We start from the raw sequence: 26,043 nt of genomic DNA on the forward strand, positions 1-26,043 counted from the left end.
TTAAAATATGAAAACACTAAAGTTAATTCCGTTTTTGTTACTGCTGATACTTACTTCTTGCAGTACTGTGACCGTTTATTCTGATTATGACAAAACTGTCGATTTTACGCCTTATAAAACGTACGCCTATTTTAAGCCCGGAATTGACAAGGTCGAAATATCAGATTTAGATAAAAGAAGAATTTTACGCGCTATTGATGATCAAATGCAAGCTAAAGGATTTACGAAAAGTGACAATCCAGATTTATTGGTGAATATTTTTACTAAATCAAGAGAGCAAGTTGATGTTAACCAATTTAGTGCTGGCTGGGGTTACGGCTGGGGCTGGGGTTGGAATCCTTACATGATGTATGGAGGACAAACTACAGTTTCAACTTCTACTGAAGGAACTTTGTACATTGATTTAATCGATGCTAAAAAGAAAGAAATGATTTGGCAAGGTGAAGGAGTTGGAACTTTGACAAGAAACATCGACAAAAAAGATGAAAAAATTGCTGAATTCGTAGCCAAAATTTTAGCTCAATATCCGCCAGTTAAAAAATAGTTTTCAGTCGCAGTTGGCAGTTTTCAGCTTTTATAAAACTTTAAATAGTTGTGAACTTTCCAAAAATAATTAATACATTTGCTACTCAATCAGCTAAAAAAATGAAAAACTTTAACAACATTATTATCGCTATTATTAGCATTATTGCAATTCAGCAATAGTGGCGAGGTGTTATATAAGTTTGTAAAATATAATTTATAGAAACCTCCCAATTGGGAGGTTTTTTATTTTAAAAATAATTTTAAACAGCCACGATTTTATATGTTCAAAGATTATCAAAAATAATTCGTGAATTCGTGGCAAAAAAAACAAATTCTCATGAGTTTATTTAACGAAGTACTTAATGCAAAAAAGCAATTAGAGAATGTAGTTGCCGCTACTCCTCTAACCCAAAATTTGAATCTTTCAGACGAATTTGAATCTACTATTTTATTAAAAAGAGAAGATTTACAAATTGTTCGTTCATATAAAATTCGGGGCGCGTACAATAAGATTTCTTCGTTAAACGAAAAAGAAAAAGTAAACGGAATTGTTTGTGCCAGTGCAGGAAATCATGCTCAGGGTGTTGCATATTCTTGCAATCTCTTAAAGATTCAAGGCAAAATTTACATGCCAAAAACAACTCCAAAACAGAAAGTAAAACAAGTTCAATTATTCGGGAAATCGTTTGTAGAAATTGTTTTAACTGGAGATACTTTTGATGACGCTTATGCTTCTGCAACTGCTGATGCCATCAAAAATCATAAAACATTTATTCATCCTTTTGATGATGAAAAAGTAATCGCTGGGCAAGGAACTGTTGGATTAGAAATCTTAGAAAGCTGTAAAGAACCAATCGATTATGTTTTTGTTCCAATCGGCGGCGGCGGACTGGCTTCTGGTTTATCTGAAGTTTTTAAACATTTAAGCCCTCACACAAAAATTATTGGTGTTGAACCAAAAGGTGCACCTTCGATGAAAACTTCAATCGAAGAAAATAAAAATACGCCGCTAAAAACAATTGACAAATTTGTTGATGGAGCTGCTGTAAAACAAGTTGGAGATAAAACTTTTGAAATCTGCCGATACAATTTAGAAGATATTATTCTGGTTCCCGAAGGAAAAGTCTGCACCACAATTTTAAGATTGTATAATGAAGAAGCGATGGTTGTAGAACCCGCTGGCGCTTTAACGATTGCTGCTTTGGATTTTTATAAAGATAAAATTAAGGGTAAAAATGTAGTTTGTATTGTAAGCGGAAGCAATAATGACATTGAAAGAACTGCCGAGATAAAAGAACGTTCTTTACTCTATGAAGGTTTAATGCATTATTTTATGATTCAGTTTCCACAACGTCCGGGGGCATTAAAAGAATTTGTAAATAACATTTTAGGCCCAGATGATGACATCACTTATTTTCAGTTTGCGAAGAAAAATAGTCGTGAAGTAGGTTCTGTAGTTGTTGGTTTAGAATTGAAAAACAAAAATGATATTATGCCAATTAAATTGAAAATGACCGAAAATGGTTTTGAATTTCAATATTTGAATGACAATCAAGATTTGTTCACTCAGTTAATTGGATAATCTTGTCTGAAATGATAAATGTCAGAAAATAAAAAAGAAGTTATCGTATTTTTGCATTCACCTTTAAATATAGAAAAATGACAGCTTTAAAAGATATTTCCACGATAGAAGACATTCAGCAAATGGTTAACAGCTTTTATGCGAATGTTAGAAAAGACGATTTAATTGGTCCTATTTTTAATGATAAACTACAAGACCGATGGGAGCCACATTTACAAAAAATGTACAATTTCTGGCAGACCATTTTGTTTGATGTTCGTGCTTATTCTGGGACTCCTTTTCCTCCACATAAACAGCTTCCTGTAGATAAAACACACTTTGACCGCTGGATTTCCATTTTTAATACAACAATAGATTCGCAATTTGCAGGTCCAATAACTGAAGAAGCCAAAATGCGTGCTACCAATATGGCATTTATGTTCAGTCATAAAATTGAATATTTTAGAAATGCAGAAAATGAAATGAGAAATGCTGCTAAAAAACCTTAAAAAGTATAAGATTAATAAGTGATAAAACTTCACAATTCGATATATTTGAGTTAAATGAATTAAACCCAAATCTATTTATGAAAAAAGTAATTTTCTTTATTGCAATCTGTTTCTCTTGTTTAAATCAATTATCAGCACAATCTCAAGCTCCCACTACTAATTTATACAAAGGAACTGTCGATGGAAAAACTCCTATAACTGTTTACATTAAAACAGAAGAAAATCCCTGTACTGCCGATTTAATGTACACTTCAATGTATCGTTATAATAAATCAAAAAACTGGATTCAGCTTAATATTACTCAAAACACAAAAAAAGAAAATGAGTTTGTAATGGTTGAACAAGGTTTCAGCGGTCTTTTGATTTTACAAAAAACTGGGAACACTTTTTCGGGTTTATGGATTAGTCCCGATACTAAAAAACAACTAAAAGTAGATTTGAAAGAAACGACAATGACCAAAAAAGAACTTGAAAACTACGAAAAGACAATGGAGAAAGTGAACTACGAGAATAACGACTGTTAAACTCACTTTTGACACAAGTCATAAAACTTACAAAAACGCAATAAAACATACTTTCGGATAAAAATTTTGTGATGAATGATAAGAAATCGAGTCGTAAATTCGTAATTTTACAATCTAATCTACATCGTTTTCGAAAATGAATCCAAATATTGAAACCAATCCGTTATTAGAGCGATTGCCGAAACATTTACAGCAATTTATTAAACCTCAAGATTATAGCGATTACACTCCTATCAATCAGGCGGTTTGGAGATATGTTATGCGTAAAAATGTAGATTATCTTTCTAAAGTTGCGCATCATTCTTATTTGGAGGGTTTACGCAAAACGGGGATCGAAATTGATTCTATTCCGAGTATGTATGGAATGAACCGAATTCTAAGCGAAATTGGCTGGGCAGCGGTTGCTGTTGATGGCTTTATTCCGCCAAATGCTTTTATGGAGTTTCAAGCTTATAACGTTTTGGTTATTGCTTCAGACATCAGACAATTAGAACATATCGAATATACTCCTGCTCCAGATATTATTCACGAAGGTGCAGGTCACGCTCCTATTATTGCCAATCCTGAATATGCGGAATATTTAAGACGTTTTGGTGAAATTGGATGTAAAGCGATTTCTTCTCACAAAGATTATCAAATGTACGAGGCAATTCGTCTACTTTCTATTTTGAAAGAAGCCGAAGATACTCCGCAAGAAAAAATCGACGAAGCTGAAAAAGCAGTTGCCGATTTGCAAAATGATATGGGCGAATTGTCTGAAATGGCTCAAATTAGAAATCTGCACTGGTGGACAGTCGAATATGGTTTGATCGGAACAGTTGAAGATCCAAAAATTTACGGTGCGGGATTGCTTTCTTCAATTGGCGAAAGTGCCCACTGTATGACCAATAATGTAAAGAAAATCCCTTATGACATTTCTGCCGCCAATCAAAATTTTGATATTACACAATTACAGCCACAGCTTTATGTAACGCCAACTTTCTCTCATTTAAGTTTGATTTTAGAAGAGTTTGCTAATAAAATGGCTTTAAGAACTGGCGGTTTATCTGGTATTAAAAAATTGATTCAATCTAATGCTTTAGGAACAATTGAATTGAGTACAGGTTTACAAATTTCAGGAGTTTTTACCAATGTGATTGAAGAAGAAGGAAAACCAGTTTACATTCAAACTACTGGAAAAACAGCACTTTCTTACCGAGAAAAAGAATTAGTTGGTCACGGAACTCTAACACATCCACATGGATTTGGAAGTCCGATTGGGAAACTAAAAGGATTTAATCTTGCATTTGAAGATATGAGTCCGAAAGATTTGCAAGCTTACCGAATTGTAGAAAACGAAACGGTAAAACTGGAATTTGAAGGAAATATAATTGTTGAAGGTGAAATTATTACGGGTTCTAGAAATCTTCATGGAGAAATCATTTTAATTAGTTTTAAAAATTGTACCGTAACTCATGGCGAAACAATTCTGTTTCAACCAGAATGGGGAAATTACGATATGGCAATTGGCAAAAAAGTAATTTCTGCTTTTTCTGGCCCTGCCGATGTGAATAGTTTTGACTTAATTAATATCGTTCCTTCAACAAAAACAATCAAAGCGAAACATACAGATGAACGTGATGAATTAGAGCATTTATATGCAACTGTTCGTGACATTCGAAATAATAAAAATGCTGATACAGAATTACAATCTGTTTTCGAAAAACTAAAAAATAATCATGCAAACGATTGGCTTTTAGCTATCGAGATTGCTGAACTTTTGAAGGATTCAAACGAAAAACAGCTTTTGCAAGAAATATTGGTTTACCTAGATCAATTGAAAGAAAGACGTCCTGAAATTGCGCATTTAATTTCTGGTGGATTGGATTTGATTTTTGATAGTTCTTTACCTAATTTGCCACAAAGGCACTAAGGCGCAAAGGTTTTTTTTGATAATTTTTTAATCTCGCAAAGTCGCAGAGTCGCAAAGATTTTTACTTTTTAAAGTTTACTAAATTTCTTTTATTAGATTAAAAGATAGAATTATATATTGAATTGCCTCCTGCTTTAGCTGGAGGAAAATAGAGCCAAAATCAAAAGGCTTTAGCCAAATCTCATGTTTTGGCTAAAGCCTTTTTCAATTTCTTGATGAACACCTCCAGCTAAAGCAGGAGGCAATTCAAAAAAAACTTTGCGCCTTAGTGCCTTTGTGGCAAATTTTACAGCTTCAAATCCTGAGTCAATTCAGTTTCAGATTCAATAGTTTTTCCGTTGTACTGTAGTTTCCATCCCATTGAATTGGTCATGATTAAAATCTTAGACAATTCGCTTATCAATCGGTTTTGAGCGTTAGTTTTTAGTGTCGAATTTTCGATTTTCTTAGCCAGATTCGCTTTTACCGATTTATTGATTTTATTGTAATCATCTCCTGTAAACGGATTCAATTTGCTTTGCTCAACATCGTAAAACTGAATATCTGGATTTATAGTGATTTCTTCTTTTGGGATATTTAAAATCGTGATAGTTTTATTTTTTTCATCAATTTCATATTTCATTTGATGCAAATCGTAGGCAACAGTCACGTTTGCATTGACCACAATCAAAGCTTTTTTCTCAAAAGAAATCATATCCATTAAATATTTCTGTTGATTTTTATAGGTAATCACTTCAGAGAAATGTCCTTCGGTGACAACCAATTTTCCAACGTTAAGAATCTGCTGCTGAATTAAATTGGTATTGTAGTTTATATCTGAATCATCTTCTTTTTTGAACTGGCAATATTTAAAAGCCAGAACAATAAGTAAAATAATAACACCAACGCCTATAATTCTTTTGATCAAGTTTTGCATTCTTCTAAAATATTTTAGACCAATTTACTTCATTTTTTCTTTTATTCCGCCACGAATTCACGAATTTTCGCTAATCTCTTTGGCTATTAATTTTTCAAATTTCGCAAATCAAAATTTGTGAAATTCAATTATAAATATCTATATAGATTAACAAAAATTCGTGAATTCGTGGCTAATAAGCCTAGAACGGATAACCGATTGCAATATTCAAAATTAGGTTATCTTTTCTCCAAGAACTGCTTCCAAAATTAATATCGTCAATTATCCATCTTTGTCCGTCTGGCAAAGCAGGATTTCGAAGCGGAATGGCCAAATCGGTTCTTAAAATTAAAAACGACAAATCGAAACGTAAACCTGCTCCTGCTCCAATCGCGATTTCTTTCATAAAATCTTTCGAAATTTCTGCTCCAGGTTTATTAGGATCGGCGTGCAAAAGCCAAATATTTCCTGCATCTAGAAATACAGCACCTCTCACAATACTAAATAATTTAGCTCGATATTCGGTATTGAATTCCAATTTTAAATCTGCTGATTGATCGGGCGTATAATTGTTAGTTGTTGTGGGCGGAATAACATAACTTCCCGGCCCTAAAGTTCTTGCTCTAAACGCTCTAATACTATTGGTTCCTCCCACTACAAATTGTTTTGAAGCTGGAAGTGTATTCGAATTTCCGTAAGCAAATCCTGCACCAACAATCAATCTACTGGCCAATTCACTTTCTTTTCCAAGCTTCAAATAATGCCTAAAATCAGATCTTATTTTCACATATTGGCTAAACGGAACATCAAAGATTTTTATCGTATCATTTTTCTTAATATTAGCTCCTGTAACTGCCCCTGTTAGATTTCCTGCCAAATCTAATTCGCCGTTAAAATATATCGTATGTCTTTTACGCTTCTGCATCGTATTGGTATACGTATAATTATACGTTGGCCCAAAGATTAATTGTTTTTCAATTACTTTTCCTAATGCTGGGTCGGTTTTAATATCTTCCAAATATTCTGGCGTAACATGATTTGGGCTTACGTAAGTTACATCGATTATATTCAATTGATGTTCTTTACGAATGTTCTCTTTCCACATATATCCAAAAGAAGTATTGAAAGAATTCAAAGCATAAAGCTCGGTTCTTTTTTGGTATTCATAACGCAAAGTGGCTTTGGTTCTGGGTACATATTCGCTATTACCTTCAATATGAAAAGGCGTTATAAATCTTGGCCAAGTCAAACTCACCTCACCTCCGAGTTTATAAATATTTTTTCCTTTATTTACTCCTCCAAGCTGAAAATCGGCTCCTCCAAAAACAGAAGCGGTAAACAATTCTGCTCCTCTAAAAAAGTTTCGGTTATTCCAGTTTAAATTTAATTCTGTCCCCGTATAACTCGCTGAATTCGTTTTTCCAATAACTTCAACACGAATAAACTTTTTAGGCAAAAGAGTCAAGTAATAATAAGAATTTAAAGCATTTGGAATAGAATCTGAAGGTCTAAATTCGTTCTTTACAAAACTGAAAGTACCAAGATTCACAAATCGGTTTAAAGTTAAATTGTGGTCTTTTCGATTGTAAACATCTCCTTTTTTGAAATAAATCGTTCGATCGTAAATTCTTGGTTTGAAAGTTTCTGTCGTATCAATTATCGTGAGATCTTTATATTGTGTCATGTTTCTTTTTCGATAAACAGCACTATCATTCGTTAGAGAATAATTTGGATACACAAAAATCTTATCAATTTTATAAGTGGTTAAAGCTTTTACTGGCGTATCATCTTTTATAACCAATCTAATTCTTACTTCATGATCGCCTTTACTGCTGTCTACTTTGGCCAAAATATAATCTGGATTAAAATAGAAATAACCTTTTTCTTTTAATCTCGCATCAATTCTTTCTCTTTCTGCTTTTATAATATCTAAATCATAAGGCGCGCCCACTTTAAGCAAACTTCTTCTGCTGCTTTTTGCAATAATCTTTGACATTTTTAAAGAATCGTCTGGAAATATCACGCTTTTTATAATGTATTGCTGTCTTGGCCTAACGATATATTCTGCCGTAACTCTTTTGTTTCGAACAGTAGAATCGGCACTTACACGGGTTTTAAAATATCCTCTGTTTTCTGTAAAATTTCTTAATACAGAAGCATTGTAATCCAAATCGACCTGGCTAAAAAGTACTGGCGGTTCTCCGACTTTATTTCTTAACCAATATCTTGTTCCTTTATCTTTTTTAGGTTCGCCAGCAAGATTATAGATTAATAATTTTGGACGCAAGCCAAAGATTTGCTTGTTTGGTTTTGGGCGCAACAAACCCTCGAGTTCCTTTTCTAATGCTTTTCGATTTTTCTTTTTCATAATCGAATCTTTTATGGTCACGGAACCTCCTGTGTAAAGCAAATCGCCCTCTGGAAGGTATTTTGTGTTACTGCATCCTACAACAAAAAATAAGGAAAGCAGTGCCATACACTTTATATAAAATGGGTTTATATGATTATGTTTTCTGCTCATTTCCTTCAATTGTTTTTTCGTCTTCGTTCTCCTGCAACTTTTCCTTTTCCTTCTGTTCTTTCTTTTTCTGTTTTTCTTTTTCCTTACGTATTTTTTCTTCTCTAATTAATTGTTTCTCTTTTTCTGTACGATGAAAAAGTTCTCTGAATTTATTGTAACTCATCGTGATTACAAACGCCACTCCAGTCTCAATTACCTGACCTTCAACTGCAACCTGATATTGATTTTTACGATAGGCACGAACCATATAGCGACCGTCTTTTGTCAATTGATAATCTAATGCTACATCGCCCGCAATGTTGGTTGTTTCTTCGTTGGCGCGTTCCTGTCCTTCTACTCCAAAACTGCTTCCAACAGTAACTTTCAAACGATCGTCTAGTAATTTTTTAGAAACCTCGACATTCAAATCAGTTCTGTTTTGCATGGTTCCTGTCGTGTAATCTTCTGTCGATTCTAAATCAAAATTTACTTCAAAACCTGTAATAAGATCTCCTGCCAGATTATTTAATTGCTGCGAAAGAATTTTACTTACACTTTGTCTAGCAAAAGATTCTGCATTTGTACCGCCACTTTCACTAGAAAACGGATTTTCGCCCACAAATCGGTTTAACAATAAAAGTGCAAAAACCTGTTTATTCAATTCCGCTGGATCTTGCTCTAATTGTTTCAGTTTTGTTTGTGTCATATCTACAACATCTGTAGAAACATTATAATTCCCTTCTGGAAGCACAATTCCAAATGAGATTTCTGGTTTAAGCAATTCTCCATTCATTTTCAACAAAGTCTGAAAAGGAAGTTTTTGTTTATAAGTATTTTGAACCGATGGAGGTAGATTTGTCAACTGACTTCCTAACAAATCAATTGGTGCTGTGTTTACTTTATAAATAGCTGTAATATTTAAAGTTGCCATTGTTGGTTCGCCGTTCCAAGTAATAAAACTTCCTTTCTGAATATCAAATTTTCTTTTGATTCCGTTGAAATTCATTTGATAAGAACCATCTGAAAATTCATATTTTCCTGTCAAAGTTGTTTTTCCGGATTGATCGATTCCACCTACTAACTCTGCTTCTCCTTTCAAATTCAAATAGTCGCCATTAGATTTATCAATCAGGAGAGTTAATTCTGCTTCTTTATCAATCGAAATTGCGACATTAACGTTCATTCCTTTCAATTCTGATTGATTCAGTTTGTTCTGCATATCAACCGTTTGTCTCAAATACAAATTGTCTTCATCAACAAATTCTACAATCCCTTCTCTATCAGCAATTGAAGGATCTGATTGAGGCATTACAACTGTAAATTTGGTTTCTTTATTGATTTTAAGCGTTCCGTCAATAACAGGACTATCGAGATTACCTTTGATATTCAGTTTTGTGTCCAAAAACAAATCACCATAAAACAAATCGTTGTCTTTTGCTTTCGAATTAATTGCTCTAAAATCGTTTGCTTCAACAACCAAATTGAAATTATATTTAACAAAATCTGGAGACTGAATTGTTCCGTTTACATATAATTCATTGTCGTTTTCGTCAAAAAGAGAAAATTTATCAAATGAAATGGTTTCGTTATTGAAGGTGATTTTTTCATTTTTAGTTTTAAAATAGGAATTCAGTTGCGTTACTCTAAAACCAGCATCATTAAAGTTTAATTCTCCATTAATTTTTGGAGCAGAAGTATTTCCTGTCAATTTAAAATTTCCCGATAGAAAACCTTGTCCTTCAGTAATATTTCCCATACTGAATCCTTGAATACTTTTGATATACAGTTTGTTAATTGCAACATCAAAATCAAAATTTCCAGCGTCTAACTGATAATCTCCTGTAAGTTTTAGATCATTTCCTTCGTCGCTCAAAGCTACATTTGCGGCAAGCGTATTGGCAGTTTTATTGTCGACTTTTATTTCTAAATCACCAACTTTTGATCCTTTAAAAGTAAAATCATCAATTTTTAAATCTGATGTAAAAGTTGGACTTGTCATTACATTTTCAACCAAAGCATTTCCGTTTATCAAACCTTGCATTAACAACTCGTCTTTTTTGACCATATTCATAATGGTTTCAATTTTGAAGTTTACAAAGTCGACTTGCAACGGTGCATTATCTTGATTTCCTTGCGATTGTACTTTTAATTCATTTCCGTTATTATTCAAATTGAATTTATTGACATACAGTCTTTTTTCTCCAAATTCAATTGAATTTTCTGGATCGACATTCCATTTGTCATAATTTAAAATGAAGTTTTCAGAATCGAACTTTACTATATTTTTAGAATCTTCTGCTTTAAATTCACCTGCAATAAAATATTGCTGTTTTTGTTTTGCATCCTGAACTTCAAGCGCATAAGTCAAAATATTATTTTGAACTTCTCCGCTTAAACTTGTAAATGGAATTTTTAAAGAACCGCTTTCAATTGTAGCAACAGAAACTGAATATTCTAAAGCATTTTCTTTAGCTTCAATATTGATTCTTCCGTCAGAAATAGTGTTATTCGCGTAAACAATTCTCGGAATCGTCCCTTTTACTTCTAAAGAATCCGTCTGATTATTGTATTTTCCATTGATTGTAAAAGGCTCTAAACCTGTCAGTTTTGGCAACAATTTAAAAAGCACTGGATCATTATCAACTTTCAACATAAACGCCAATCTTTGCTCATCTGATTCTGCGTTAACTTTCGGGTTTTTAAGATCAATATATTTCGATAATGACTTTTGAACTGAATTTGCCAAAGTCGTCAGTTTGTATTTTCCAGTCACTTCTGCTTTTAGAAATTGAGACGAAATTTTAATCGAATTACTGTCTTTATCTGCGAAAGCCAAAACACGAATCGAATCCAAAACAATTGGCTCAACATCTTGCAAAATCTGAATGTTGGATAAAAACACTTTTCCGTTTAGAAAATCTGGATTACTGTTGGTAATATCGGCATCGACATTTCCGCGAAGTTTCATCGGGCCTGCGTGCAGATTCAACTTTTCTAAATCGGCAATATCTAAATTCAGTTTTAATTTTACAGTTGGGTATTTGTCTTTTGTGTCTCCGCTTGCAGTTAAATCAAAATTCAGATTCGGATCTTTCATTCCAGATTTTACTGCGAAAGAACCATTTTCGATATTTCCTTTTAAAGCTAAATTCTTATATGTATATCGATTAAAAACCGCTTTCTGAACCAAACCATCAATTGCTGCATTTGCTGTTTTTGGATCTAAACCATTTCCTTTAACTTTCGCTTTAAGCGTAATTTTTCCGATTGAATCGTTTTTGATTAATCGTCCCAAATCAAATTCCTGCAAAGAAACGTCTGCATCGTATTTTTCTTTTTTCTTGATTCGCTGATCAAATAACGCATCGACTTTTGCATTTCCAAAACTGCTATTTAAAGTCAAATTGGTTTTGAAATTCTGTACCGAACCTTTAAATTTTCCTTGCAAACTTAACTGCGAAGGCAATTGAATGTTTTTCGGAATTGTTCCGGCTGGCACAAACATATTAATGTCTTTTGAAGTACTCGAAATCTTCTTGATATTCAGATCATAATAGGCTTTTTGAGCATCAGGAAGTCCGGCAATTTTCCCCGAAAGAAAAACTTTTGTAGAACCAATTCCGCTCATTTCAAATTTCGAAATATTCAAATCTTTTACTTTCCCACTCACGCGACTGTCTACATACAAAATCGCATTTGGATTACTTTTAAACGGATTTGTTTTCTGCAAATCGGGAACAAACAATAAAATATCTTTGAAACCAATTTTTGACTGTTTCAAATTGGCATCAATAGCGAGATTTCCTAAATCTTTTTGAAGTGATTCTAGTGATTTATATTGCGCCTTAACTTTATCTTGAACAAGAGTTTGTGGCGTTTTAAAATACAGATTTTCTAATGTGGCACTTTTTGGACCATAAAAGAAATCTGTTTTTAAAGCTTGAATCTGCAAACCGCTTTTTTCGTTTACAGTCAATGTTTTAATATTTCCAGAAATGGTATCATTTCCGTAATACAATTTGTCGGCTTTAAAGTTGAATTTATTCAAATCTAAGTGTGCATAATCAATACCTTTTGTTTTGGATTTTGACTGCATATCATCAAATTTGAAAGCGATATTTTCTAGATTGGTTTCATTGAGTTTCACTTTCCAACCTGCTTGTTTTATTGCAGTTGTATCTAAATTTGGAGTTTGAATTTGTTTGTCTTTTGCGCCTAATCTTAGATTTCCGCTAAGATTTTTTACTTCGAAAGTATCGAAATCTAAAAGCTGTTTGTTTAAATCAATTTTGTTTACGGCCAGATTTAAATTTCCTAAACGAATGCCTGAATTTAATTTGGAATCTTTATTATCGTATAAAATATCGATTTTAGATAAAGTGATTTTATCCAGTTTCAGTTTGAAATCTGGGCGCTTTGAAACGGTATCAACGGTTTTAACAGAAACTTCAGCAATCTTCTCGACAACATCTTGATCCAAAACTACTTTCAATCCATTCAAATTGATATTCGGAATATTAAAATCCATTTGATCCAAATCAAACTTTTTGAATTTCGTATCAAAATGAGTAAGATTTACTCGAATATCATTTTTCGAAAAATCATCTTTAAAATTGAATTTAACTTGATCGAGATTTACCTTTACAACAGAGATTTTGAAAGGTTTAGCATTTGGATCTTCTACTTTCGGCTCTTTAGATTCAAATGCTTTTATGATATAATCGAAATTGAAAACGCCGTCTTTGTTTCTTGAAATATTGGCTTTTACGTTTTCTAATGAAACTGAATTGATTTCCAGTTCGCTGCTTACCAATTTAAAAAGATCAACATCAACTTCTAATCGTTTACCAGCCAACAAAGTATCTTTCTTTTGATCTTCAAAATAGAAACCTTCCAGCACTACATCTTTTGGAAATTTGATCAAAATTTTATCCAGAGAAACTTTGGTTTTTATTTTTCCTTGAAGATATGTTATCGCCTTGTCCTTAACGAAATTTTGGACTGACGGAACTTGGATTAAAATAATTAGAAGTAATAATAGCGCAACCACAGAAACCACGCACCATATTAGAATGCGAAGTATTTTTTTAAGAAAATGTCTGGGTTTCTTATTCATACGTCAATAAAATCGTTAAGATTCAAATTGCTTCTGAAAAAAGCAGGGTTACACATCTTACAAAAATGTAAAATTTAAACCTTAACAATTTACATAATTATGAGCAATTATTCTAAAATTTCACTGCTAAATCATTTATTAAGACCAATAAAAAAGCCAAACAATAAAATTATTTGGCTTTAAGATTTTCTATATCGCTATATACGTTTTACTAATAGGAATATGTGCATTTAAAGGATATCGCTTTGTAGTTCATTTCAGTAGGAAAATTATTTTCATCAAAAGCATATGTTATCTCATTGGTATAACTATTGTTATCTACTAAAGTGACTGTATAACTTATTACATTATTAACCGATGAGCTAACTTGTGGCTGCTCTTCAAAGATTTTATTAAACCCTAAAACATTTCTCATCGGACTATTTTTATCGTCATATTTATATGTTGTTACAGATGATGAAGTTTCATATTTTATGATATTTCCATCCTTTAATGTATAAATATTCTTTGGAGAAATGATTTCTTCTGCACCAGTTGAAATAGTAACTCGAGATATTACAAATGAAACAACATCACTAGATTCATAAGTATAAGAATACTTATCATAGTAATCACGTCCTGGAAGTTTTCGCAAATAAGTTGTCAATTTTCCATTAGTATAATTATACTCATCTGTAAAGTCTGAAGCTTCTTTCTTGGTAATTAAATCTCCGGTATAAGTGTATTTTACAACATAATTGTCGGTATATGTACTGCTAACAATTTTATTTCCATCAAAGACGAAATCAATAGCCACTGGACCATCAAGATCAGAAATAATTTGTTTTTTTGGTACTCTGCTCTCAGTATTCTGAGCAGCGTTATCATCGTTTGAACAAGATGTTAACATCATTAGCGAAATGCAAAGCAAATAAGTAATTTTTCTCATCATATTTAAAGGTATTTATTACAAATAAACATAATTTTAGGATCAAAACATAACAATTTGTTTATTTTTTGTTTTGAATATTTTCAAACCGAAATTCAAAAAAACTTTCTTTTATACATTAAAACACAATATGAGGCCATTTTTCCTCAACGTTTTTCATTTTTTGCTGAAGATTGGCTAAGAATTTTTTATGCTGGTCTGATTCTGGATTAAAACTTCTATGACGCAGGCTTTTTTGGATTTCGTCTACTTCTTTCATTATAGAAAAACTGTTCTCTGAAATGTGGCTTTCGCTGAAAAGCTTCCAGATATAATCAATCGCAATTTGGTTGGGATGAAGCATATCTTCGTTATAAAAACGGTAATCACGAAGTTCGTCCATCATGATTTCGTACGAAGGAAAATAATTATGAGTTATGAATTTTGAATTATAAGTTTTTAAAACCTGATGAAGCGCTGTAAATAAATGCGATTTGCTCAGCTGATTTTCTACAAAACCGTCTTTGATATGTCTTACAGGAGAAATCGTAAATATGAAATTAATATTTGGGTTTAAAGTCTGAATAGCGCCGATTGTATTTTGAATACTTTTTTGAATTACTTCAACCGATAATAATTCTTTCGCAAATTGCTTTTGAGGAACTTTATGGCAATTGGCTACAATTTCATCTTTTTCTATGTTTCTGTAAATCCACGAAGTCCCAAAAGTGATAATGATATGTGTTGCTTCTTTGATTTGTTTATAGGTTTCAGTAATTGCTTTGTTAAGCGTTTCCAACAATTCTTGTCGGTCTGAATTACTCAAATCGGAATGCACTTCGTAGCTATGCCAGCGTTCATTGTGAAAGAAAACATCTTTTTCTCCAAACAATTCCTGTTTAGAAACTCTATCAAATAATTTCTCAATTGAAACTGGATTAAAAATTATCCCAAACGGATTTGTTTCATTTTGAAATTTAAAATAATCGAATTTCTCCGCCATATTTTCTGCAAAACAAGATCCAATAGAAAGTACTTTCGAATTATAATCGATCGGATTATTACTTTTTGAAATGGGAATTTGGGTTCTGAATTGCATTACTTCGGGTTTTTAAACAAATTTCGGTTATTTTATTCAACAAAAAAACCAAATACAAAAAAGCATTTGGTTTTTTATGGTTTTGGATCTTGTACAAATTAGTATTTATATTCAATTGTTTCGTTTAAAATTATCCAATGCAAGATTATTTTTTTAATTGTAAAAGGTCTTCTAAAACAGGAAAAATCTAAAAAAGCAGCCAAATACATTAAGTATTTGGCTTTCTATTTAATATAAATATTTTGTTGTACTTGAGACCTGTTCTCCTCCACCTTTATAATACGTTTTTAAACTTGGATATCCTTCATCATTATATTCATAAGTATTCTTATCGTAAACAAAATTTGTATTACTCGAAATTGTTAAAATATTATTGCTCGAGGACATCTCTTCAGCAATTAATAGATTGATACCCTTAATATTTTTAAACGGAGAATTTTTATTGTCATACTCATAAATTTGCGCATACATATCAAGTGCTGTTTTGCCATTTACAGTGGTATTTCTAATTACATTTCCATTTTTATAGATCAGCATATTATAAGTATCGCTTTCTTTTTCAATATTGGTAAATTGATCCGTGTCAAATCTTTGCACTTTAATTAGTGTGTCCGATACAAAGGTATATACATTTCTACCTGCGAATTTTCCATTCGGATAATCTATACTAATGCTACTAATAAATTTACTTGATGCTAGTTTTCCGTTTTCATAAAAGTAAGTTACAACTGTAGTCTTGTTTTCTTTACCTTGAACAATCTCATAATACTGTTTAGATTGAATTAATCCTCCTTCGTAAAAAAAATAAATTTTGTTTTTTTTAGTGGTCATGCTTTCAATTTTATCATCTTTATAAGTGATAAAAGTAGTATCGGCCGGAGATCCTGAGTAAGTAGTTATAATACTTTTTGGAAATGTACCATCATTTGCTTCAGGAGAAGAATTTTCTTCACTTGAACATGATGAGAATAGTAGTGCTAAAGCTCCAAAAAGACATAAGATTTTTTTCATGATTGAGGTATTTTTTATTAAACTTTGCAAAAGTAAGAAAGCCAGAAGCATTTGCATCTGGCTTTTATAAATAAAACAGGTTCAACTATTAATAAAAATATTCAATAGTACCTAAACTATCAGATCCTGTATTAACTTCTTTAACTGGATAACCATTCTCATTATAAGTAAAAGTACTGTTTGTCCATAAGTCACCTTCTGATGTATCAGTTAAAATATTAAATTTAACTCCATTACCTTCTCCGTCAACGAATGCAATTTTATCCATTCCTAAAATATTTTTCGTAGGATTGTTTTTATTATCATAAGTGTATTTATGATTTTCCCAGCTTGCGTCTTCACTTATTATCTCACTAACCTCTCCATTTACAAATTTAATGGTGTTGGTTGTTCCTTCAAGTGTTTGAGTTGTTCCATCTCCAGAAAATGATTGCGCTGTAACTGTACCATCAGCATTATAAGTATAAACTTCTTTATGCCCCCAATCCATATTTGGCTCTACTCTAACAAAAGTGGTTAATTTGCCTTCTGCGTTATAAGAAAATGTATTAATCTGATCTACTGTTCCATCAGCATATTTAAATTCTATTTTAGTAATTAGATCTCCCGTATAAGTATAATACAAACCTACATCACCTGAGTCATCTGTTGTACTTACAATTTTATTGCCGTCATATTTATAATTGACAGTAATTTTGTCACCTTCAGGTGTTGTGATAACGTTTTTCTTAAGTAAAACAAGATCTGAAGAAGGAGAATCTTCACTTGAACAAGAGGTTAATAACAGAGTCAAAGCTCCGAAAAGACATAAAATTTTTTTCATTTTGATTTGGTTAAATTTGTTATTGTTACAAACTTAAGACAACCTAAAACCAAAACCTTACGGGATTCCTCATTACAAACAGTTACTATAATTTAAATGCTTCTTAAGATATTATTGGCTAACAAAATAAGCACACAAATATCTTATCACAAAAGATTAGATAAAATCAAAAACACGTATAAATACCTAGCTTTTTTCTTCTATTTTTTTAATTAATTCAGAGACTAAAACAACTGGTAATTTCATCTGTAAAAAATTTACATTTTTAATAACAAAAATGAACTTCACAAACTAAAACAATTCCTTATTTTTGCATCTTCCATTTTTTTAAAATCATATATGAAATTATTATATACTTACATTATCAAACATAAAATGCTCTTGTTTTTTGCTTTGATAATGGCTACTATCAACATTTGTTTCAGTTTATCAGACTCAGTAATTACAGGAAAACTCATGCAGGATTGCGGAGTTGGTCTGGCAAAATATAAAGGAAACGAAATCGGATTTATTAAATCATTGTCTTTCTGGCTTGGGCTTTCGCTTGGTGCAGCGATGATTTCTAGAATTACCAAAAACTTTCAGGATTACTTCACCAATGTTGTTATTCAGCGTACTGGCGCTCAAATGTATACAGACGGAATCAAAAAATCTCTTGATCTTCCTTATGCCGAATTTGAAGATCAACGAAGTGGAGAAACTTTGAGCAAATTGACAAAAGTTAGAATTGATTCCGAAAAATTAATTACACTTTCTATTTCGTTAATCTTTCAAACTATAATCGGTTTTATATTTGTGATCGTTTATGTTGCAAGAATCGATTTTAGAATTTCGATTATCTTCTTAATTACAGCTCCAATTATTGCTTTGGTGAGTTTGTACTTGGGTAAAAAGATCAAAATCGTTTCTAGAAAGATTGTAAATCAAACCAATGCACTTGCCGGCTCAACAACTGAAAGTTTACGAAACATCGAGTTAGTAAAAAGTCTTGGTTTAACATATCAAGAAGAAAAGCGTTTGAACTTAAACACTTTTAAAATTCTTCAACTAGAATTAGAGAAAATCCGTTTCATCAGAAGTTTGAGTTTTATTCAAGGAACAACCGTTCATTTTTTAAGAACTTGTGTTGTTTTTGCTTTATATTATTTCCTTTTCGGAGGAAAAATCATTGTTGGAGATCTATTGACAATGGTATTTTTTACATTCTTCATTTTTGGTCCATTGCAAGAATTAGGAAACTTTATTATTGCTTTGAATGAAACAAAAGTTTCTATGGAGAATTTTAAAACTTTATTAAGCGCTCCAAAAGAATTTCGTCCAAAAACACCAAAACATGTTGGTGCAATTCAGAAATTACTTTTCGAAAATGTTAGTTTTCAGCATAAAACTGCAAAGTTCAAAGCAGTTGAAAATATAAATTTCGAAATCAAACAAGGACAAACCGTGGCTTTTGTTGGTCCGTCTGGATCTGGGAAAACGACTTTAGTAAAATTATTAGTCGGATTATACACTCCGCAAGAAGGTCAGGTTTTGTATAATGATATTGATTCTACAGAAATTGATTTACTTGATTTAAGAAAACAATTAGGATTTGTAACACAAGACGCTCAATTATTTTCTGGAACGATTCGCGAAAACTTATTATTTGTAAAACCAAATGCAACCGATGAAGATTTATATGATGCTTTAAAAAGAGCAAGTTGTGACAAACTTTTGAGACGTGCAGAAGATGGTTTAAACACAACAATTGGTGAAGGCGGAATAAAAGTTTCTGGAGGAGAAAAACAGCGTTTATCTATTGCTAGAGCTATTCTTAGAAATCCGAATTTATTGATTTTTGATGAAGCGACTTCGGCATTAGATTCAATTACAGAAGAGGAAATTAACGCAACAATTAGAAATATTTCAGATAAAAACAGAATCACGGTTTTAATTGCGCACCGTTTATCGACTGTAATGCACGCCGACAGAATATTTGTCTTAGAACAAGGAAAAATCATCGAACAAGGAAAACACGAAGATTTAATTGTAGAAAAAGGGCTTTATTATGCTATGTGGCGCCAGCAAATTGGGGAGAGAAAATAGTTTTCTGAGTCGCTAAGATTCTAAGTTGCTAAGGTTCTAAGCTTTTTTTAACAATCGAAAAACGTACTATTTGTCATTTCGACGAAGGAGAAATCTCCGCAAGTAACTCCGTAACGAGAATCCAATCTTTGTCGAGCTTCTAGGGGAGATTTCTCCTTCGTCGAAATGACATAAAATGAGAGAATACTACAAATAAAAAACCCGACAGATTTTAAAAATCTGTCGGGTTTACTTTTTATAAAAACTTAGAAATCTTAGTATCTCAGATTCTAAGTGACTTTAATTACTTCACAAATTCCACAGCTTTAGCAAGCGCCTCAGCAATTCCGTCAACATTTTTACCTCCTGCAGTTGCGAAGAAAGGTTGTCCTCCTCCTCCACCTTGGATATATTTGCCTAATTCACGAACTACTTGTCCAGCGTTTAAGTTTTTCTCAGCTACAATCTCTTTAGAAACGTAGCATGTTAACATTGGTTTTCCGTCCTGAGCAGTAGCTAAAACTAAGAATAAATTATTATAAGAATTTCCTAATTCGTAAGCTAAATCTTTTGCTCCTTCAGGATTCAAATCAACTTGTTTAGCCAAGAACTGAACTCCATTGATTTCTTGTAATTCTTTAGCTAAATCAGCTTTCATATTTTTAGCTTTATCTTTCAATAAAGTCTCCAATTGTTTTTTCAATTGAGCATTTTCGTCTTGTAATGCCTGAATTGCTTTTACAGGATCTTGAGCATTTTTAAGCGCATCTTTAATTTCAGTTAAAGAAATAGCTTGTGACTCAAAATATTCTTTTGCAGCTTCACTTGTGATTGCTTCAATCCTTCTAATTCCAGCCGCAACTGCACCTTCTGAAACAATTTTAAAGTGCCAGATATCTGATGTATTTGCTACGTGCGTTCCTCCACATAATTCGACAGAATCACCAAATTTAATGGTACGAACTAAATCACCATATTTTTCTCCAAACAAAGCAATAGCACCATCTTCAAGAGCTTGTTCTTTAGGAATTCCTCTTTTTTCGATTAATGGTAAACTCTCGCGAATTCTTGCATTTACAAAGTTTTCTACTTCTAATAATTCTTCATCAGAAACTTTAGAAAAATGAGAAAAATCAAAACGCAAAGAAGCATTTCTTACCATAGAACCTTTTTGCTCGATATGAGTTCCTAAAATCTTACGCAAACCTTGGTGCAATAAATGCGTAGCCGAGTGGTTTGAAGAAGTTTTAGCTCTTTGAATTTTATCTACAACAGCATTAAAAGTTCCAGTAATATTATCTGGCAACGATTGTGTTAAATGTATCGTTTGGTTATTTTCTTTTTTGGTATCGATAATATAAACGATGTCACCATTTTGAGCTTCTAAATATCCTTTATCTCCTGTTTGTCCTCCGCTCTCTCCGTAAAATGGTGTAGCATTGAAAACTAATTGAAAAATCTCTCCATCTTTTACACTTTCTACTCTTCTGTATTTCGTGATTTTAACTTGCTGAGATAATCTGTCATAACCAACAAATTCCTGAATATCATCTTCTACAATTACATTCCAGTCTCCCGCTGTCACTTTAGATGCAGCACGAGATCTTTCTTTTTGCAATTGTAATTGTTCCTGGAATCCTTTTTCGTCTAATTTCAATCCTTTTTCTGAAAGAATCAAAGCCGTTAAATCGATTGGAAATCCGTAAGTATCATACAATTCGAAAGCTTTTTTACCATCGATTGTGTCTCCTGCATTATTTAAAATTACAGCATCCAAAAGAATTAATCCCTGATCTAATGTTCTCAAAAAAGAGTTTTCTTCTTCACGAATCACATTTGAACAAAGCGCTTTTTGCGTTCTAATTTCTGGGAAAGAATCTCCCATTTGCTCGCTTAAAGTTTCAACTAATTTATAAATAAATGGTTCTTTAGTACCTAAGAAAGTAAATCCGTAACGAATAGCACGACGTAAAATTCTACGAATTACATATCCTGCACCCGTGTTAGAAGGCAACTGTCCATCAGCAATAGCAAATGCTACCGCACGAACGTGATCTGCAACTACACGAATGGCAATATTCATTTTATTTTGTTCTTCACTAATGCCTGTTACATCATTAGTTGTATATTTTGCACCTGTAATAGTTTCAATTTCTCTAATTAAAGGCATGAAAACATCGGTATCATAGTTTGATGTTTTTCCTTGTAATGCCATACACAAACGCTCAAATCCCATTCCGGTATCAACGTGTTGCGCAGGAAGTTTTTCTAAAGAACCATCTGCTTTACGGTTGAATTCCATAAATACATTATTCCAGATTTCAACTACTTGCGGGTGATCATTGTTTACTAAACTTTTTCCTGAAACGGCAGCTTTTTCTTCTGGAGTACGTAAATCAACGTGAATTTCAGAACAAGGTCCGCATGGTCCTTGATCTCCCATTTCCCAGAAATTATCTTTTTTATTTCCAAGAATAATTCTGTCTTCATCTATCAATGTTTTCCAGATATCCCAAGCTTCTTGGTCAAACGGAACGTTATCTTCTTTACTTCCTTCAAAAACAGAAACATAAAGATTTTCTTTTGGAATTTTGTACACTTCTGTCAATAATTCCCAAGCCCAGTTGATAGCTTCTTTTTTGAAATAATCTCCAAAAGACCAGTTTCCTAACATTTCAAACATCGTGTGGTGGTAAGTATCAATACCTACTTCTTCAAGGTCATTATGTTTTCCTGAAACACGAAGACATTTTTGCGTATCGGCTATTCTTGGACTTTTTGGAGTTCCGTTTCCTAAGAAAAATTCTTTAAACTGAGCCATTCCCGAGTTATTGAACATTAAGGTTGGGTCATCTTTAAGTACAATAGGAGCTGAAGGAACAATTGTATGCCCTTTACTCTCAAAAAAATCTAAAAATTGTTTACGTACGTCTTGTGATTTCATATTTAAATTAGAAAAATGTGTCTGTTTTAATGTGTCAATTTGAAAATTAGATGATTAGCTAATTTATTCATTTGATGATGCGTTAAGTTTTTTATAATGTAATTAAAAAACTTATAATTTAAACAATAAATTACCTATTTTGCGCATTATCTTAATGATAAAATAGCCCCAATATCTAATCATTAATTCTTGTAAAAAAGAGCAGGACGACTGAAACATTTAGCAGTTTCCTTCGACTAACTCATTTTACAAGGTGCAAAAATAGCGTATTTTAAAATATGGCGAAAGTAAAATATTATTACGACTCAGAAAATCTGGCTTATACGAAAATAAAAACCAGAAAAAGGATTAAAATCGGTTACGCATTACTGTTTTTATTGGCTTCAGCACTATTTGGCTTTTTAGTTTTCGTTCTTTTAATTAACACTCCTTATTTCGAGACTCCAAAAGATCGTTTACAAGCACGTGAAATCGAAAATTTAAAACTGCAATATGCCATTTTAAATAAAAAATTAGACGAAATTGACGAAGCAGCAGACGCATTAGAAGAACGTGACAATAATATTTATAGAGTTTATTTTAATAAAACTGAAATTCCAGATTCTATCAGAAAAGCTGGTTTTAGAAGTTCTCAAAGGTATAAAGCTTTAGAAGGTTATAATAATTCTCAGCTCGTTTTAAATGCAACAAAAAGAATTGACAAACTGTCAAAACAATTGGCAATTCAGTCTACATCTTTAGATGAAATTTTAAAATTGGCTGGAGCCAAAGAAAATTTATTACTCGCAATTCCTGCCATTCAGCCAGTTCGAAATGAAAATTTAAAACGTGTCGCGTCAGGTTTTGGATACCGAATCGATCCTTTCACGAAAGTGCGAAAAATGCACAACGGAATGGATTTTACCGCCAATACTGGAGCTCCCATTTATGCCACAGGTGACGGAGTCGTAGAAAGAGCTGACAACACGGCTTCTGGATACGGAAATCATATTGTGATCAGGCATGGTTTTGGATATGAGAGTTTATACGCCCACTTAAGCAAATATAACTGCCATCCTGGACAGCGAGTTAAAAGAGGTGATGTTATTGGTTTTGTTGGAAGCACAGGAAGATCTGAAGGTCCGCATTGTCATTATGAAGTTCATAAAGATGGTAAAGTAGTCAATCCGTTGAATTTTTATTACGGAAATATTTCGGCTGCAGAGTATGTGGCAATTTCGCAAATGGCAAACCAAGAAAATCAATCATTAGATTAATAAGATTAATATTCCGAAAAAATAGTATTTTTGAAATAAAATAGAAAAAAACGAACCATGCATATTGAACTTTCTAAAGACAAAAGATATTACAGTATTGGCGAAGTTGCCAAAGCTTTTAATGTCAATGCCTCTTTGATACGATTTTGGGACAGCGAATTTGATATTCTTAAGCCTAAAAAAAATGCAAAGGGAAACAGAATGTTCACGCCTGAAGATATTACAAACCTTCAGCTAATTTACCATTTAGTAAAAGAAAGAGGATTTACGCTTGAAGGTGCAAAAACACACTTAAAAGAAGGTCAGAAGAAAACGTTAGATAAATTCGAAATAATACGTAAATTAGAGTCGATAAAAACGCAATTGAACGACATCAAAAATGAATTGTAATTAAAAATTGAAATAAACTTAAATCAAAACAAATATGAAAAAGTGGTTAATCCCTGTAGGAATTATTGTAGCACTTATTGCTATTATCGCATTTTGGTCGATTGGTATTAAAAATACTGCTTTACAACACAGTCAAGCTGTAAATAAAGAATGGGGAAATGTTCAAACGGCTTACCAAAGACGTAATGATCTTATCGGGAATTTAGTAAACACTGTAAAAGGTGCCGCTGACTTTGAAAAAGGAACTTTAACTGCAGTAATCGAAGCTCGTGCAAAAGCTACTTCGGTAACAATTGATCCAAGTAATGTAACTCCTGAGCAATTAGCAGCATTTAACCAAGCTCAAAGCGGTGTAAGTTCATCATTATCAAGATTATTGGTTTCTGTTGAACAATATCCAACTTTGAAAGCAAACGAGAATTTCTTAAAATTACAAGACGAATTGGCAAGTACTGAAAACCAAATTTTAACAGCTAGAACTCGTTTTAATGAAGCTGTACAAGTTTACAACGGATATATCTTAAAGATTCCAAACAACTGGTTCTTGAGCGAATACAAAGAAAAACCATACTTTGAAGCATCTACTGGAGCAGATAAACCTGTTGAAGTAAAATTCTAAGAACTTTTTAGACCATAATCTAAAATCTACAACCTAAACTCTAAAATCATTTTCATGTCAAAAGTAGAAGATTTTTTAACCAAAGAAGAAGAGCAAGAAATTGTTGAAGCTATTCGTATGGCTGAAAATAATACTTCTGGCGAAATTAGAGTACATATAGAAAAAACAACTTCTAAAGTCCATTTTGATAGGGCTTTAGAAGTTTTTCATGAATTACGAATGGATGAAACTAACCTAAAAAATGGCGTATTACTCTATTTTGCAGTTGACGACAAAAATTTTGTAATCTGTGGAGACAAAGGAATTAATGATTTGGTTGCCAATGATTTTTGGGACTGTACCAAAGACATTATGACCAATCATTTTAAAGCTGGAAATTTTAAACAAGGAATTGTTGACGGTATTTTAAATGCTGGAGAACAGCTTAAAAAATATTTCCCTTCTCAAGAAGATGATGTAAACGAATTATCTAACGAAATCTCAAAAGGATAAATAATGAAAAATTCCAAAAATAAAATCTCAAATTTCAATAGAATTTTTCAGATTACTCTTTTGTTTATCACATTATTCATCAGCAATAGCATTTTTGCTCAGTTTGATATTCCCAAAAAACCAGATTTTCAAACTTCTGTTTACGATTACGCTAACATTTTAAGTTCGACAGAAAAAACGCAATTAGAAGAAAAGCTAATTCGCTATTCAGATTCTACATCTACTCAAATCGTAGTAATTACTATTGAAAGCTTAAAAGGCGAAGACATTGGTATTCTTACGCCAAAATGGGCTCAAGAATGGGGAATCGGACAAGCAAAGGAAGATAATGGCGTTTTAATTTTATTGGCTAAAGCCGAAAGAAGAATTTGGATTTCGCCAGGTTATGGACTTGAAGACCGATTAACTGCAGGTATAGGCGGAGAAATTACTCGAAATATTATCATTCCAGAATTTAAAAAAGGAAGCTATTACAACGGTCTTGACAAAGGAGCCGATGCTCTTTTTGATGTTTTTAAAGGGAAATACAAAGGCGAACGCAAACAAAGCAAACAAAAAGATTTCCCTATATTTCCTTTTATTGCCATTATTGTAATTATTCTGATTCTGGTTTCTCGAAATAAAAGAGGCGGTGGAGGAAATTCTGGCAACAATGGCGGTGGCGGCCCTAGCTTGCTTGACGCTATTATTCTGAGTAATCTTGGAAGAAGTAGTGGCGGATTTGGAGGCTTTGGCGGCGGATCATCTGGTGGTGGTTTCGGCGGAGGCGGAGGTTTCGGTGGTGGCTTTGGCGGCGGCGGATTCTCTGGAGGTGGTTCTGGAGGAAGCTGGTAATTTATTCTGGTTCTAATTTTCATTGTTTGAAGTTTCAGGTTTAGGTTTCAATCTTAAAAAAT

19 protein-coding genes are annotated in these 26,043 nt (G+C 32.6%); 11 read left to right on the forward strand and 8 right to left on the reverse strand.

Annotated elements, in window-relative coordinates; all coding sequences use genetic code 11:
• The first annotated feature begins 7 nt into the window (after nucleotides 1-7).
• The 5 genes from V6624_RS04990 to V6624_RS05010 all read left to right on the forward strand — a co-directional run bounded on the left by V6624_RS04990 (nucleotide 8) and on the right by V6624_RS05010 (nucleotide 5,031).
• Nucleotides 8-544: a DUF4136 domain-containing protein gene (locus V6624_RS04990; RefSeq protein WP_111283546.1), complete on the forward strand. Its 537-nt coding sequence runs from the start codon at nucleotides 8-10 to the stop codon at nucleotides 542-544.
• A 318-nt stretch (nucleotides 545-862) separates the two neighbouring features.
• Nucleotides 863-2,107 carry a threonine ammonia-lyase IlvA gene (ilvA, locus tag V6624_RS04995; RefSeq protein WP_111283544.1) on the forward strand — a complete coding sequence of 415 codons (1,245 nt, stop codon included), beginning with the start codon at nucleotides 863-865 and terminating at the stop codon, nucleotides 2,105-2,107.
• Between the two features lie 77 nt (nucleotides 2,108-2,184).
• Complete coding sequence (locus tag V6624_RS05000; RefSeq protein ID WP_111283542.1) at nucleotides 2,185-2,595, forward strand: group III truncated hemoglobin; 411 nt, start codon at nucleotides 2,185-2,187, stop codon at nucleotides 2,593-2,595.
• A 77-nt stretch (nucleotides 2,596-2,672) separates the two neighbouring features.
• Nucleotides 2,673-3,119 carry a hypothetical protein gene (locus tag V6624_RS05005; RefSeq protein WP_111283540.1) on the forward strand — a complete coding sequence of 149 codons (447 nt, stop codon included), beginning with the start codon at nucleotides 2,673-2,675 and terminating at the stop codon, nucleotides 3,117-3,119.
• Between the two features lie 136 nt (nucleotides 3,120-3,255).
• Nucleotides 3,256-5,031, forward strand: coding sequence for an aromatic amino acid hydroxylase (locus V6624_RS05010; RefSeq protein ID WP_338841129.1), 1,776 nt, complete (start codon nucleotides 3,256-3,258; stop codon nucleotides 5,029-5,031).
• A 286-nt stretch (nucleotides 5,032-5,317) separates the two neighbouring features.
• Here V6624_RS05010 and V6624_RS05015 read toward each other — a convergent pair whose 3' ends face one another.
• From V6624_RS05015 to V6624_RS05045, 7 genes are all read right to left on the reverse strand, one after another.
• Nucleotides 5,318-5,947: a DUF4230 domain-containing protein gene (locus tag V6624_RS05015; RefSeq protein ID WP_338841130.1), complete on the reverse strand. Its 630-nt coding sequence runs from the start codon at nucleotides 5,945-5,947 to the stop codon at nucleotides 5,318-5,320.
• A 181-nt stretch (nucleotides 5,948-6,128) separates the two neighbouring features.
• Nucleotides 6,129-8,447: a BamA/TamA family outer membrane protein gene (locus V6624_RS05020; protein ID WP_338841131.1), complete on the reverse strand. Its 2,319-nt coding sequence runs from the start codon at nucleotides 8,445-8,447 to the stop codon at nucleotides 6,129-6,131.
• Nucleotides 8,431-13,542 carry a translocation/assembly module TamB domain-containing protein gene (locus V6624_RS05025; RefSeq protein WP_338841132.1) on the reverse strand — a complete coding sequence of 1,704 codons (5,112 nt, stop codon included), beginning with the start codon at nucleotides 13,540-13,542 and terminating at the stop codon, nucleotides 8,431-8,433. The genes V6624_RS05020 and V6624_RS05025 overlap by 17 nt, the downstream gene beginning before the upstream one ends.
• A gap of 211 nt (nucleotides 13,543-13,753) precedes the next feature.
• Nucleotides 13,754-14,473: a hypothetical protein gene (locus V6624_RS05030; RefSeq protein WP_162614906.1), complete on the reverse strand. Its 720-nt coding sequence runs from the start codon at nucleotides 14,471-14,473 to the stop codon at nucleotides 13,754-13,756.
• Between the two features lie 115 nt (nucleotides 14,474-14,588).
• Nucleotides 14,589-15,548, reverse strand: coding sequence for a GSCFA domain-containing protein (locus V6624_RS05035; RefSeq protein WP_111283530.1), 960 nt, complete (start codon nucleotides 15,546-15,548; stop codon nucleotides 14,589-14,591).
• A gap of 228 nt (nucleotides 15,549-15,776) precedes the next feature.
• Nucleotides 15,777-16,559 (reverse strand): hypothetical protein, encoded by a 783-nt coding sequence (locus V6624_RS05040; protein ID WP_111283528.1) that lies wholly within the window; start codon nucleotides 16,557-16,559, stop codon nucleotides 15,777-15,779.
• 88 nt (nucleotides 16,560-16,647) lie between these two features.
• A complete protein-coding gene (locus V6624_RS05045; protein ID WP_111283526.1) occupies nucleotides 16,648-17,382 on the reverse strand; it encodes a hypothetical protein in 735 nt (244 codons plus the stop codon).
• Nucleotides 17,383-17,721: 339 nt separating this feature from the next.
• Here V6624_RS05045 and V6624_RS05050 point away from each other — a divergent pair, with 339 nt between their 5' ends.
• A complete protein-coding gene (locus V6624_RS05050) occupies nucleotides 17,722-19,467 on the forward strand; it encodes an ABC transporter ATP-binding protein (protein WP_111283524.1) in 1,746 nt (581 codons plus the stop codon).
• A gap of 283 nt (nucleotides 19,468-19,750) precedes the next feature.
• On the opposite strand, the gene alaS is transcribed toward V6624_RS05050, so the two are convergent.
• Complete coding sequence (alaS, locus tag V6624_RS05055; protein ID WP_338841134.1) at nucleotides 19,751-22,390, reverse strand: alanine--tRNA ligase; 2,640 nt, start codon at nucleotides 22,388-22,390, stop codon at nucleotides 19,751-19,753.
• 278 nt (nucleotides 22,391-22,668) lie between these two features.
• On the opposite strand from alaS, the gene V6624_RS05060 reads away from it, so the two are divergent.
• Genes V6624_RS05060 through V6624_RS05080 form a run of 5 tightly spaced genes read left to right on the forward strand, consistent with a single transcriptional unit; the run spans nucleotide 22,669 to nucleotide 25,981 of the window.
• Nucleotides 22,669-23,646, forward strand: coding sequence for a M23 family metallopeptidase (locus tag V6624_RS05060; protein WP_263524485.1), 978 nt, complete (start codon nucleotides 22,669-22,671; stop codon nucleotides 23,644-23,646).
• A 57-nt stretch (nucleotides 23,647-23,703) separates the two neighbouring features.
• A complete protein-coding gene (locus V6624_RS05065; protein ID WP_012023968.1) occupies nucleotides 23,704-24,036 on the forward strand; it encodes a MerR family transcriptional regulator in 333 nt (110 codons plus the stop codon).
• Between the two features lie 34 nt (nucleotides 24,037-24,070).
• Nucleotides 24,071-24,655, forward strand: a complete 585-nt coding sequence (locus tag V6624_RS05070; protein ID WP_111283518.1) for a LemA family protein — start codon at nucleotides 24,071-24,073, stop codon at nucleotides 24,653-24,655.
• 54 nt (nucleotides 24,656-24,709) lie between these two features.
• Complete coding sequence (locus V6624_RS05075; RefSeq protein WP_111283516.1) at nucleotides 24,710-25,147, forward strand: TPM domain-containing protein; 438 nt, start codon at nucleotides 24,710-24,712, stop codon at nucleotides 25,145-25,147.
• A gap of 3 nt (nucleotides 25,148-25,150) precedes the next feature.
• Complete coding sequence (locus tag V6624_RS05080; protein WP_111283514.1) at nucleotides 25,151-25,981, forward strand: TPM domain-containing protein; 831 nt, start codon at nucleotides 25,151-25,153, stop codon at nucleotides 25,979-25,981.
• Nucleotides 25,982-26,043: the final 62 nt, after the last annotated feature.

This window comes from Flavobacterium ginsenosidimutans (assembly GCF_037478105.1).
In the GTDB taxonomy this organism is placed as follows: domain Bacteria; phylum Bacteroidota; class Bacteroidia; order Flavobacteriales; family Flavobacteriaceae; genus Flavobacterium; species Flavobacterium ginsenosidimutans.

Coding starts and splice junctions, on each gene's coding strand:
- V6624_RS04990 (WP_111283546.1), top strand. CDS start 8: ATGAAAACACTAAAGTTAATTCCGTTTTTGTTACTGCTGATACTTACT.
- ilvA (WP_111283544.1), top strand. CDS start 863: ATGAGTTTATTTAACGAAGTACTTAATGCAAAAAAGCAATTAGAGAAT.
- V6624_RS05000 (WP_111283542.1), top strand. CDS start 2,185: ATGACAGCTTTAAAAGATATTTCCACGATAGAAGACATTCAGCAAATG.
- V6624_RS05005 (WP_111283540.1), top strand. CDS start 2,673: ATGAAAAAAGTAATTTTCTTTATTGCAATCTGTTTCTCTTGTTTAAAT.
- V6624_RS05010 (WP_338841129.1), top strand. CDS start 3,256: ATGAATCCAAATATTGAAACCAATCCGTTATTAGAGCGATTGCCGAAA.
- V6624_RS05015 (WP_338841130.1), bottom strand. CDS start 5,947: ATGCAAAACTTGATCAAAAGAATTATAGGCGTTGGTGTTATTATTTTA.
- V6624_RS05020 (WP_338841131.1), bottom strand. CDS start 8,447: ATGAGCAGAAAACATAATCATATAAACCCATTTTATATAAAGTGTATG.
- V6624_RS05025 (WP_338841132.1), bottom strand. CDS start 13,542: ATGAATAAGAAACCCAGACATTTTCTTAAAAAAATACTTCGCATTCTA.
- V6624_RS05030 (WP_162614906.1), bottom strand. CDS start 14,473: ATGATGAGAAAAATTACTTATTTGCTTTGCATTTCGCTAATGATGTTA.
- V6624_RS05035 (WP_111283530.1), bottom strand. CDS start 15,548: ATGCAATTCAGAACCCAAATTCCCATTTCAAAAAGTAATAATCCGATC.
- V6624_RS05040 (WP_111283528.1), bottom strand. CDS start 16,559: ATGAAAAAAATCTTATGTCTTTTTGGAGCTTTAGCACTACTATTCTCA.
- V6624_RS05045 (WP_111283526.1), bottom strand. CDS start 17,382: ATGAAAAAAATTTTATGTCTTTTCGGAGCTTTGACTCTGTTATTAACC.
- V6624_RS05050 (WP_111283524.1), top strand. CDS start 17,722: ATGAAATTATTATATACTTACATTATCAAACATAAAATGCTCTTGTTT.
- alaS (WP_338841134.1), bottom strand. CDS start 22,390: ATGAAATCACAAGACGTACGTAAACAATTTTTAGATTTTTTTGAGAGT.
- V6624_RS05060 (WP_263524485.1), top strand. CDS start 22,669: ATGGCGAAAGTAAAATATTATTACGACTCAGAAAATCTGGCTTATACG.
- V6624_RS05065 (WP_012023968.1), top strand. CDS start 23,704: ATGCATATTGAACTTTCTAAAGACAAAAGATATTACAGTATTGGCGAA.
- V6624_RS05070 (WP_111283518.1), top strand. CDS start 24,071: ATGAAAAAGTGGTTAATCCCTGTAGGAATTATTGTAGCACTTATTGCT.
- V6624_RS05075 (WP_111283516.1), top strand. CDS start 24,710: ATGTCAAAAGTAGAAGATTTTTTAACCAAAGAAGAAGAGCAAGAAATT.
- V6624_RS05080 (WP_111283514.1), top strand. CDS start 25,151: ATGAAAAATTCCAAAAATAAAATCTCAAATTTCAATAGAATTTTTCAG.